Origin of the sequence: Sphingobacterium sp. SRCM116780 (assembly GCF_021442025.1) — a bacterium.
Classification (GTDB): Bacteria; Bacteroidota; Bacteroidia; order Sphingobacteriales; family Sphingobacteriaceae; genus Sphingobacterium.
In genome coordinates this window covers 462884-474742 of sequence record NZ_CP090446.1, presented here as the reverse complement: position 1 = coordinate 474742, position 11859 = coordinate 462884, and the positions used below count along the sequence as shown (strand labels likewise).

Sequence of the window (11859 nt, the reverse complement as noted above, 5' to 3'; positions counted from 1 at the left end):
ATGTTGTCAAAAGCACAAATTACTCTTATATCATCTCTTCAAAATAAAAAGTTTCGTAAACAACATGGTCTTTTTATTGTCGAAGGAATCAAATCTGTTCTTGAATTTCTATCCTCCTCTTATCAAGTAGATAGTATATTTTATACAGAAGATGTACAGACAAAAGTGGGTAAAATATCGGGAAAAATAAAATCTTATCCACTGAGTGAAAACGAATTTCAAAAAATCAGTGCTTTAAAATCTCCTCAGGGAATATTGGCTTTGGTACACATACCTGAACAAAAGGAATTAAATGTGGCGGACTTCAGATCACAACATACATTGCTATTGGATGATGTACAGGATCCTGGAAATCTAGGTACAATCATCCGTACAGCCGAATGGTTTGGTTTTCAAAATATCATTTGCTCGATTGGTACAGTCGATGCGTACAATCCAAAAGTAGTACAAGCAACAATGGGTTCTCTTTCGCGTATTCATGTACATTATGTCGATTTAAAAGCATTTATTTTGGCGGCTAAAATTCCAGTTTTTGGTGCTTTATTGAATGGCGAAAGTATTTACCAGACGGACTGGCCACAAGAATCATTTATTATCTTAGGAAACGAAGGAAATGGAATCTCTGAAGAGATTATCCAGCTGGTGGACAAACCCGTCGCTATCCCTCGAATAGGCCAAGCAGAATCCCTGAATGTCGCTGTAGCAACAACCATTTTCTGCTCTGAAATCGCAAGAACAAAAAAATTATAGTATAAGCGCCTTCTTTACTAAGAGGGCGTTTCATTTTTCAAAATATTCATACAATTGCTCCTTCCTACATGACAGAAAAAAAATCCATATATACCTTACAATTTGCCCTTCTTTGTTTGAGTTCTCTTTTATTTTCATCGAGTTTCAACATGATTATACCTGAGCTTCCCAATTATTTGAGTAAAATGGGTGGGGCTGAGTATAAGGGTTTAATCATTGCGCTATTTACGTTAACTGCTGGAATTTCGAGACCCTTTAGTGGAAAATTAACGGACAGGTGGGGTCGTGTCCCCGTGATGGCTATTGGATCTATCGTTTGTTTCTTCTGCGGTTTTCTATATCCCGTATTAACCAGTGTTTCGGGTTTTTTGCTATTACGATTAATTCATGGATTCTCAACGGGATTTAAACCGACAGCGACTTCTGCTTATGTTGCTGATATTATCCCTCGAGAGCGCTGGGGTGAAGCCTTGGGAATGCATGGGCTTTGTTTTGCAATTGGTGGTGCAGTGGGGCCTGCTATTGGAAGTGCAATTTTTCAATATTACGGTATCAACGTCATGTTTTACAGTTCTTCTCTTTTTGCTTTACTTTCTATCGTCATTGTAATGAACATGAAAGAAACATTGAAAAATAAAGAAAAACTTAATCTTTCCATGTTCAAAATATCACGAACAGATATCATCGATATTGGTGTTTTACCTGCGGGTATTATTACGTTTCTCTCCTATTCGGCTTTTGGAGCCATATTAACACTGATACCCGATTGGAGCGATCATCTTCAGTTGAGCAATAAAGGAATCTTCTTTGCTGCTTATACGGTTACCTCTATCTTAATTCGTTTTGTTTCAGGAAAAGCTTCAGACAAATATGGTCGCACCAAAGTGATCATGGTCGGTTTAGTTATCGTTGGAATCTCCTTATTTCTCATTGGGCAAGGTGATAGTTTTAACAAATTGATGTTAGGTGCGAGTGTTTACGGGATCGGTACAGGGATCTTGTCTCCTGCGATTAATGCCTGGACCATTGATCTTGGAAAACCTCATCAACGAGGGCGTGCTGTCGCGACTATGTATATCTCCATGGAAGCAGGTATTGGTCTAGGGGCATTATTTGCAGGACTTTACTATCAAGATATTATAATGAGAATACCGCAGGTGATGTATTTTAATGCGTTATTTTTAGGTATTGCCTTAGTATACCTGTTTTTTTGGCAGGGAATTGGCTACAAAAGGAAATAGATTGATTCAATCTTGCAATTATTATTAACCTTATATTAATCAGATTTCACTATGGAAGAAAAATCAGGTAAAAGGCCTTACTCAGTCGGGCTTGCTTCAAGTTTATTGGCTCTCGCGTTAATTATTGTATTTCTTTATTTTACGCAAAGTGTTGTTATTCCCTTATTGTTTGCCATTATTCTTTCGATCACCTTATTTCCTGTCGCTTCTTTTTTTGAAAAGAAATTAAATTTAGGAAAGGCCACGTCTTCCATTATTGCAGTCATTGTGGCCATATTGATTATCAGTACCATCATCTGGTTTATTATCCATCAAAGTATTATCATCGGAAAGGATGCCAGTGCTATTCAAGATAAAGTACTTATCGCTCTTGAGGGGATGCAAAAGTGGCTACAAACTCAATTTGGATTGGAACGTGGAGAGGTAATTGCTAAAGCGAGGGAACAAGGAAGTAAAATTTTAGAGAATGTTGGCGGGTATTTATCAACGGCCTTTGGATCCATTGGAAGTATATTGGCAGGTGTTGTTTTGGTTCCAATTTTTATATTTTTCTTACTTTATTACCGTGATTTTTTTAAAGAGTTCTTTTTTAGATCATTCAAAAACACGGATAATAAAAAAATAAATCAGGTGCTGAACAAGATTTATGAAGTTGTTCAAAGCTATTGTTTAGGTCTTGTCACGGTGATGGGAATCGTTGCTGTTTTAAATACAGGTGGACTGATGTTGATGGGTATCGAATATGCTTGGTTTTTTGGGTCATTGGCATCGTTACTCATGTTACTCCCCTATATTGGTATCGCCATTGGATCTATATTACCAGCTTTATTTGCCTTGGCCACAAAAGATAATGCCATCTATGCTGTTGGTGTCGTTGCGTGGTTTCAAGTTGTTCAATTTTTAGAAGGAAATGTTATCACTCCAAATATCGTAGGGGGTAAAGTAAGTATTAATCCATTAATGGCCATTGTCGTCATTTTATTGGGAGGAATGCTATTTGGATTAGCAGGCTTGATTCTTGCGTTGCCGATGACTGCGACTTTAAAAGTTATTTTTGATGCTATTCCATCCATGGAACCTGTTGGGTATTTAATCGGTGAACCTGAGAAAGAACACCTCAAGCGAAATGCCACGCAAGAATTGTTACAAAAATGGGGAATTGTCAGAAAACCAAAAACTGTTCCTACGTCAGAAATAGTGGAAACGGTAGAAGAGACATCGAAAAATAGTGATGACCAAGAAGGTCAATAACCCCTCTTCTTTATTCGATCGAAGTAGTTAATCAGTTTTTTTACTTGATCATTAGGTATCGGCGATTTCATCTATTTCGCCGATACTTTACTTTTCTAAACGGTAGCCCAGCTTGCGCATTACCGACACATTCATACTACAGATATCAAAATCTGCTGTAACTTGACCGTGTAATTCGTAAAATCCAGCTCCTAAAAATGGGTATTGCTTTAATACTAAAGGAAAGTGTACGGTATCTAACCAGTCGCCATCTACGTCTAAGAAAGTTCCAAAACACATTCTTTCTTTCTTTATGGTTCTACTTTCCTTTGTCGTCACCAAACGACCAATGATCTTGATATGCTGCCCGATAAGATCTGGAAAATCTACTGTCTTAACAGTTCCTTTTAAATATTTATCATCAAGTAACTCATAAAAGTCTCCCGTTACGAAACCCAATAAATCCAATTCATCTTTCAGATCCTCGAGTCTATTGGTTTCAAATTGTGGCAATTCAAAATGAACTTCTTCTTGGGCAAATAGTAAATTGGGAACTTCCTGAAAGTTTTTCTTCGTGCTGAAGTTCGCTTTCCAAAGTAATGATTTCTTATCCATTCCTGTAAATCGCAATGCTCCTATCCGAATTAATAAATTCAATTGTTCAGGTGCAGGATGAATGCGTGTCAGCACATCATTTAGATCCTGATATGATCCATGGAGTGCTCGCTCCGATACTATCCGTTGGCTCAGTTGCTCTTCTAGTCCTTGTACATGACCTAAGCCGACGTACACCCGATTTCCTTTTATATTGGTCAGATAATCACTATGATTTAAACAGGGTAATTGAATATCTCCACCGTGACGACGTAACTCATGAAAATAAAATTCAGTACGATAGAAGCCTCCAAAATTATTAATCACTGCCACATAGAATTCCTTTGGATAGTACGTTTTCAAAAATAAACTTTGATAACTTTCTACAGCGAAAGAGGCAGAATGTCCTTTCGCAAATGAGTATCCACCAAAACTTTCCATTTGCCTCCATACCTCAGCGGTTACTTGATCCTCATATCCAAAAGATCGACAGTTCGTGAAAAACTTTTGTTTCAGAATTTCAAATTTATTTTCCGACCGATATTTTCCACTCATCGCACGCCGTAAAATATCGGCTTCATCCAACGAAATACCGCCAAAATGATGCGCAACTTTGATGACATCTTCTTGGTAAACCATCACACCATATGTTTCCTCCAAGAGTTCTTCCATTTTGGGATGTAGATACACGATCTTATCCCGATTATGAAACCGTTCAATATATTGCTTCATCATCCCCGACTGGGCTACTCCAGGACGAATAATTGAACTTGCTGCGACTAATGTTAGGTAGTCCGAACATTTCAATTTGCCTAATAATTGTCTCATCGCTGGGCTTTCGATATAGAAGCAACCTATGGTATCTGCTTTACGTATTTTTTCTGCTAATATCGGATCTAGAAAGAAGTGTTCTACTTGGTGGATATCCAGCTGTTTTCCTTGATTTTTTTCAATCAAAGCAAGTGCATCTTTAATATGTCCAAGACCACGCTGACTCAAAATATCAAATTTGAATAGTCCAATACGATCTGCTTCAAACATATCCAGATGTGCCGTCAACAGTCCTTTTGGAGGTAACTCGGTAGCCATATACTCATGCAAGGGCTGCTCGCTGATCAATACACCTCCAGCATGTATGCTTACATGGGTTGGAAAATTTACTAAAAGTGCTCCATAACGTTTTATCCACCGTTGGATTTTATCTTCTGCAGACCATTCTCTTTTATGGGCAAGTATATCAATCTCTTCTTTTGGCAAACCAAACACTTTTCCTAATTCACGTATAATTGCCCTTCGTTGAAAGGTATTATACATCCCAAGAAGGGCTACATGTTCTTGACCATATTTCTCAAAGATATAGGCAAAAATAGTATCCCGATCTTGCCAACTAAAATCGATATCAAAATCTGGTGGAGAGCTTCGATTGGGATTCAAAAACCGTTCAAAATATAGATTAAGTTCAATCGGATCAACATCGGTGATCCGCAAGCAATAGGCAATAATGGAATTCGCTCCACTCCCACGTCCGACATGATAAAAGTTGTGTTCATGCGCATAGTGTAGCATATCCCAAACAATGAGAAAGTAAGCATTGAATCCCTGCTTATCAATCATATTCAACTCTTTCTCCACACGTTCAAAAGCCTCTTGATGATCGGCTCCATAACGCATTATTGCGCCCTCAAAAGCTAGCTTTCGGAGCAAAGTATGATCTTCTTCTATGGAATCGGTAAAGCATTTCCTGTTTTTATCGCTGTGAAATTCCATCTCTACAGAACAGCTTTCAACAACTTGCATCGTTTTGGTAATAATTATTGGAAATCGGGTAAAGGCTGCAGCTAGATCTTCTTCTTTTAACAAATATTCATTGGTGCCTGCCAGATCTTCTTTTGTCAGTTTGCTCAATAATGTATTCTTGGCAATAGCACGTAAAATGCGATGCAAATCAAAATAGGTCTTATTTTGATAGGTGACAGGGTGCAGCATGATGTATTTATGCTGATCTATAGATTCCTGCCATTCCAATTTATTTAAATCAGCGATATCTACGCCTATCAGTTCTTGTTCACTCAATTTTTCAATCTGCGGATGAGTACCTAATCGATAAATCACCCATACATGGTCTAAACAGAAATTGGGTCTCTCGGGAAATGGAATCTTGAGCTGTTTATGAAAAGAAAGAAACTTATGGATGGCTAAAAGTCCTTGTCTATTTTTTGCTAATAATACATAGCAAAATTGATTTTCATTGCGTACTTCTACTCCTATAATTGGCTTTATCTGTACTTCCTGGCACTTCATGACAAAATCCCAGCAATCTGCTGTTGAATTGATATTGGTCAATCCCAAAACCTTGACTTCCAATTCAACGGCATGTGCGATGAGTTCTTTGGTAGAATAAGTTCCATAATGAAAACTGAACCAGGTCTTACAATTCAAAAACATATGTTATTATTTTTAATAACACAAAATTACTAAAAATAATAGCAAAATACTATTTTATCTCTATAATGAATTTCATTAAAAACGATTCTTTTATCGTATGATTACAAGAAATGATGTTGTTAAGATGCAAGAGAGCAATTCAGGGGATAAAGAGTTCAGAATCATTTATACGTTTTAAAAAACTTATCCCATAGGGAGGTATAAAAACCAAAATTGACATGAATATCATGATGGTGATGCATATGGAACATACCATTGGTGATCAATCGGTTCTTAAAATGAAATAGGTTGAATCCCAGATGCCCTAAGATTCCCCACAATAAGTTAAATGCTAAGTAAAACACGATGGTAAAAATATCACAAGGAACTAGTATAAAGGTAATGATCAAGACACAGCCAAACATCAAATTTTCTAAGGGGTGCATCACAAAAAGACTTAAGGCATTTGTACGTTCAAAGACATGATGTCGATAATGAAAATAACGATATAGAAAAGATTTATGAACTAACCAGTGTAGAATAAACATCAGAAAATCAATTAAAAAAAAGACTGCAAGAAATTTGAACAGAAATGTTTCCCATCTAAAATCAATGATTTTCATCCATTCCATTCGCATCAGATACAGACCTACGATAGCAACTACCCCATTTAGCAACATATTGAAAAGGGCATTCCAAATGTCCCCCTGAAGAATAGGATGACGTGCAACCAATTGGTCGTGCTGATTGTATATTTTATGAATAATTTCATAAAATAGAATAGATAACAGAAACAGTAAAAAATTCCCTATAAAAGCCACAGCAATCAACGATATAAAATCAGTAAACTGCAAATAATCAACTATTTTTTCTGCCTCTAAACTCATCTACTTTTACGCTATTTTAGTCGTTGAAGATAATTAATTTTTCTAACTTTATGACAGATCCAACTATCATGAAATATTTGCCTACATTAGAAACGGAACGATTAATTATCCGTCCAATTACTCGCGATGACGTACAAGCATTTTACGAAATGGACTCGCAATCCGAAGTCCATATTTACTTGAGAGGGCAACCTGTGCAATCCATTGAAGAAACAAAAGGTATTATTGAAGGGTTGCATCAACAATATGAGCAGTATGGTGTGGGAAGGGTTGCCGTAATTGAAAAAGCGACTAATCAATTTATTGGTTGGACAGGATTCAAATACATCGATGAATTAACCAATAATAAGATCAATTTTTTAGATTTTGGATACCGCTTTCGTAAAGAGGCTTGGGGAAAAGGTTTTGCAACCGAAGCAGCTCAAGCTTGTATGGCATATTACCATGAAGAGATGAAACATTTTCCGATCCACGCGATGACACATATTGATAACAAGGGCTCTCGAAATGTATTAGAAAAAGTTGGATTTAACGTCACGGACTCCTTTCATTTAGCGGTTTGGGATATTGACTGTTATTGGTATGAAATCAATGCTTAAAGAATTTCTATGAAGAACTACTTTTTCCGATTGACATAAGGGATAGAGATTGCTCGCTTGACCATTGTATCGCCATAACGTTTACGGATAGTATCCATGGCTTGATAAAGCTTAACCATTTCTTCTGTATCTTCAAAAAGATTAATCTGTTGATTACCTTGTACCAAATGACTAAATCTGATCCCCAGAAGACGTACAAGTAGTCGTTTATCGTATAACTTCTCGAAGATCTCTTGTGCTTTGATTAATAAAACAGCATCCGAAGCTGTATACGGAATCACCATTTGTTTGGTTACTGTATCAAAGTTAGCATACCGCAATTTGATCGTGATACAGCCTGTCAGGCGTTGCTGTTGCCGCAGTTGAAAAGTCATCCGCTCGGTCATGCGAATCAATTCGCTTTTTAAAAAATAGACATCAATAGTATCTTGTTCAAAGGTTTCTTCTGTACCCATACTTTTCTGTTCTGAATAGGGAACTATTGGTGTAAAATCAATACCATTAGCTTTTCGAGAGAGGTCAACACCATTCTTACCCAATAGGTTTTGCATCATTGGAACAGGAATTTCACTGAGCACTTTAATCGTCTGTACGCCCATCTGACGTAACAGATTTCCTGTCTTCTGACCAATGCCTGGCATGCGCTCTATTTTGAGGGGAGCCAAATAACCTTTCTCACCTCCATGTTCGATTTCTTTATTTCCATCAGGTTTTGCATCTTCTGTCGCCACTTTAGAAATTAATTTATTGGAAGCCAACGCATAACTAATCGGAAGTCCTGTCTCTTTTTGGATTTTCTGCTTTAATTCGGAAATAAATTGACTGCAACCAAAAAAACGATCAACACCAGTCAGATCCACATAAAACTCATCAATACTTGCCTTCTCCATCACAGGTACATAGTCCCGCACTACATCTGTCACTAGTCTAGAATAATAACTATAGCTGTCCATATCGCCACGCAAAACAATGGCATGTGGACATAGCCGAAGCGCCAACTTCATGGGCATAGCGCTATGAATACCAAACTTTCGGGTTTCATAACTACAAGCTGCAACAACGGAGCGATCACTTAATCCACCAACGATTAAAGGTTTACCAACAAAAAAACTATTTTTAAGTCGCTCTACACTCACAAAAAAAGTATCCAGGTCCAAATGCGATATAAATCTTTTATCTTCTTGCCAATTCATTGTATATGCTATAAAAATCCAGTGTTCAAAAATACTAATATTTTTAGTCAAATGACAAACTTATTCTTCTTTTCTCAAAGAGAAACCTATCTTTGTTCAGAAAGATTCGACGAAGAAATCAATTTAGCTATCCATTGGATAAAACGAAATGCTTTTCGTATTTTTACGCTTGCAAAAAACTATGCTTTTGCAACACATAATAATAAAAAACACCATATTGTTGATTCATGAGTGACGAAACAAATTATCCTGCAGACGATAATCAAGAAGAAGTAACAAATAACGATCAAACGCATAATAGTCAGACAATTCCACTTTCAGGTTTGTATGAAAACTGGTTTTTGGACTATGCATCTTATGTTATTTTAGATCGTGCAGTACCTCATATCAATGATGGGTTCAAACCCGTACAACGTCGTATCTTACATTCATTAAAAGAAATGGATGATGGACGTTACAATAAAGCAGCGAATGTGATTGGTAACACGATGAAATATCACCCACATGGTGATGCTTCTATCGGCGATGCCATGGTACAGATTGGCCAAAAGAATTTATTGATTGACTGTCAGGGAAACTGGGGTGATCCTATCACTGGCGATGCTTCTGCGGCACCTCGTTATATTGAAGGACGTTTATCTAAGTTTGCATTAGATGTTGTTTTCAATCCGGAGACTACAGACTGGCAGTTGAGCTATGATGGCCGTAATAAAGAACCTGTTACTTTACCCGTTAAGTTTCCATTATTGCTTGCGCAAGGTGCAGAAGGTATTGCTGTAGGTTTGGCGACCAAGATCATGCCTCACAATTTTCTTGAGTTAATTGATGGATCCATTCAAGTTCTAAATGGAGAAAGACCGAATATTTTACCTGATTTTCCTACGGGAGGAATGGCTGATTGTTCCGCTTATAATGAGGGTCAACGTGGGGGTAAGATTCGTGTTCGTGCGAAAATTGAGGAGCGGGATAAAAAAACCTTAGCCATTACCGAAATTCCTTTTGGAACAACAACTGGTGGATTGATCGACAGTGTGGTAGCAGCTAATGACAAAGGAAAGATCAAGATTAAGAAAATCGAAGATAACACGGCTGAATTTGTTGAGATCATCGTTCACTTAGCTCCTGGAATATCTCCTGATGTTACCATCGATGCTTTATATGCATTCACTGCTTGTGAAGTATCTATTTCACCAAATACCTGTGTAATCAAGAAAGATAAACCTCATTTTATGAGTGTCAATGATATCTTGATTGAAAACACAAAAAACACAAAAGATTTACTAAAACAAGAACTAGAGCTTAAATTACACGATCTTCTAGAAAAAATATTCTTCAGTAGTTTATTAAAAATCTTCATTCAGGAAGGGATGTATAAACATCCTGACTATGAAAATGCAGGAGATTTTGATACAGTGGTGGATGTTTTAAATCTTCTTTTTGAACCTTTTTTCTCTCAATTCTACCGCCCTATTGTCCCTGAAGACTACAAGCGTTTGATTGATAAACCAATGAGTAGCATCACCCGATTTGATGTTAAAAAAGCAGATGATCAAATGGCTGCTCTAGAAGAGGAAATCAAAAATGTCAAACGTCATCTAAAACACCTCACTGATTATGCCATTGCATGGTATGAAAGATTACGGGATAAATATGGTAAAGGTCGGACACGTAAGACAGAACTACGTGCATTTGACAGAGTCGAAGCTACACAGGTCGCATTGGCAAATGCTAAGCTTTATGTCAATCGTGAAGAAGGATTCATCGGTTCAGGAATGAAAAAAGATGAATTTGTCTGTGATTGTTCGGATATCGATGATATCATTGTTTTCCGATCAGATGGTAAATACGTGGTTACTAAAATCCAAGACAAGGTATTTGTCGGAAAAGATATCATTCATATTGCTGTCTTTAAAAAAGGAGACGAAAGAACCATTTACAATGCTATCTATAAGGAAGGTGATACGGGTACGAGTTATATCAAGCGATTCGCTGTTGTTGGGGTTACTCGAGATAAGGAATACGATATCAGTAAGGGTTCAAAAGGTTCAAAAGTGACCTATTTTACTTCAAATCCAAATGGAGAAGCAGAGATTGTCAACATTCAACTAAAGCCACATACGAAATTGAGAAAACTTAATTTTGATATGGATTTTGCAGAGATTGCGATAAAAGGTCGTGCTTCACAAGGAAATATTGTGTCTAAATATCCTGTCAAAAAAATTAGTTTCAAAAGTGCGGGTGTATCTACTTTAGCAGGTCGTAAGATTTGGTTTGATCCCATTTTGAAACGCTTAAATGTAGATGAAAGGGGTAAATATTTAGGAGAATTTGATGGAGATGATAAAATTTTAATTGTTTTGTCTGACGGTTCTTACGAGTTATCCAATTTTGATTTGAGCAATCATTTTGATGAAAAAATGATTCGTATCGAAAAACATTTATCTGATCATATCTATACAGCTATTCATCAAGATGGAAAGTTAGGTACCTATTATGTCAAACGATTTAAATTTGATGATTTAGCCATTGGAAAAAGTATGTCATTTATCAGTGATGAGCCTTGCTCTAAACTCATTTTCGTAACCAATAATGCAGAACCTGTGGTTCATTTAGATCTTCTTAAAGGAAAGTCTCAAACGGAGGAATCTTTAGATCAACCTTTGAATGAAATTATTGATGTAAAAGGAATAAAAGCACAAGGTAATCGACTTTCATTCCATACCGTAAAAAATGTCAAATTGATAACGGATGAGATGGACTTAACGTTAACTGCTACAAAAGTAGAGGAACCTGTGAAAGAAATAGAAGAATCAACGGATGAGTCTGAAAAAAGGGAAGAGCCAACAAAAGAAAAAGAGGATATTAAACTGGAAATAACAAATCCTGATGATATTCAAATAGATGATAGCGGTCAAATTGAATTATTTTAGGTCTTGCTTTA

At 36.8% G+C, this 11859-nt stretch carries 8 protein-coding genes; 5 read left to right on the top strand and 3 right to left on the bottom strand.

What is annotated here, in order from left to right; genetic code table 11:
* The 3 genes from LZQ00_RS01920 (at position 1) to LZQ00_RS01910 (ending at position 3242) form a co-directional block, all read left to right on the top strand.
* The gene (locus LZQ00_RS01920) at positions 1 to 750 is read left to right on the top strand and encodes a TrmH family RNA methyltransferase (RefSeq protein WP_234511459.1); all 750 of its coding nucleotides are present in this window, start codon (positions 1 to 3) and stop codon (positions 748 to 750) included.
* Positions 751 to 818: 68 nt separating this feature from the next.
* A complete protein-coding gene (locus LZQ00_RS01915) occupies positions 819 to 1991 on the top strand; it encodes an MFS transporter (RefSeq protein ID WP_234511457.1) in 1173 nt (390 codons plus the stop codon).
* 51 nt (positions 1992 to 2042) lie between these two features.
* Complete coding sequence (locus LZQ00_RS01910; protein WP_234511455.1) at positions 2043 to 3242, top strand: AI-2E family transporter; 1200 nt, start codon at positions 2043 to 2045, stop codon at positions 3240 to 3242.
* 87 nt (positions 3243 to 3329) lie between these two features.
* Here the strand turns inward: LZQ00_RS01910 and LZQ00_RS01905 are convergent, their stop codons facing one another.
* Complete coding sequence (locus LZQ00_RS01905) at positions 3330 to 6260, bottom strand: DNA polymerase III subunit alpha (RefSeq protein ID WP_234511453.1); 2931 nt, start codon at positions 6258 to 6260, stop codon at positions 3330 to 3332.
* A gap of 161 nt (positions 6261 to 6421) precedes the next feature.
* Positions 6422 to 7126 (bottom strand): sterol desaturase family protein, encoded by a 705-nt coding sequence (locus LZQ00_RS01900; RefSeq protein ID WP_234511451.1) that lies wholly within the window; start codon positions 7124 to 7126, stop codon positions 6422 to 6424.
* A gap of 50 nt (positions 7127 to 7176) precedes the next feature.
* Between LZQ00_RS01900 and LZQ00_RS01895 the strand changes: the two genes are divergently transcribed.
* On the top strand, positions 7177 to 7725 hold the full coding sequence (locus tag LZQ00_RS01895; RefSeq protein ID WP_234511449.1) for a GNAT family N-acetyltransferase: 549 nt from the start codon (positions 7177 to 7179) through the stop codon (positions 7723 to 7725).
* A gap of 17 nt (positions 7726 to 7742) precedes the next feature.
* Here the strand turns inward: LZQ00_RS01895 and dinB are convergent, their stop codons facing one another.
* Complete coding sequence (gene dinB / locus LZQ00_RS01890) at positions 7743 to 8918, bottom strand: DNA polymerase IV (RefSeq protein WP_234511447.1); 1176 nt, start codon at positions 8916 to 8918, stop codon at positions 7743 to 7745.
* Between the two features lie 227 nt (positions 8919 to 9145).
* Here dinB and LZQ00_RS01885 point away from each other — a divergent pair, with 227 nt between their 5' ends.
* Entirely contained in the window at positions 9146 to 11848 is a 2703-nt protein-coding gene (locus tag LZQ00_RS01885) for a DNA gyrase/topoisomerase IV subunit A (RefSeq protein WP_234511445.1), read from the top strand.
* Positions 11849 to 11859 lie beyond the last annotated feature (11 nt).

Excerpts from the sequence above, each read along its gene's own strand:
- LZQ00_RS01905 (WP_234511453.1), bottom strand. The coding sequence starts at position 6,260 with ATGTTTTTGAATTGTAAGACCTGGTTCAGTTTTCATTATGGAACTTAT.
- LZQ00_RS01920 (WP_234511459.1), top strand. The coding sequence starts at position 1 with ATGTTGTCAAAAGCACAAATTACTCTTATATCATCTCTTCAAAATAAA.
- LZQ00_RS01910 (WP_234511455.1), top strand. The coding sequence starts at position 2,043 with ATGGAAGAAAAATCAGGTAAAAGGCCTTACTCAGTCGGGCTTGCTTCA.
- LZQ00_RS01915 (WP_234511457.1), top strand. The coding sequence starts at position 819 with ATGACAGAAAAAAAATCCATATATACCTTACAATTTGCCCTTCTTTGT.
- dinB (WP_234511447.1), bottom strand. The coding sequence starts at position 8,918 with ATGAATTGGCAAGAAGATAAAAGATTTATATCGCATTTGGACCTGGAT.
- LZQ00_RS01885 (WP_234511445.1), top strand. The coding sequence starts at position 9,146 with ATGAGTGACGAAACAAATTATCCTGCAGACGATAATCAAGAAGAAGTA.
- LZQ00_RS01900 (WP_234511451.1), bottom strand. The coding sequence starts at position 7,126 with ATGAGTTTAGAGGCAGAAAAAATAGTTGATTATTTGCAGTTTACTGAT.
- LZQ00_RS01895 (WP_234511449.1), top strand. The coding sequence starts at position 7,177 with ATGACAGATCCAACTATCATGAAATATTTGCCTACATTAGAAACGGAA.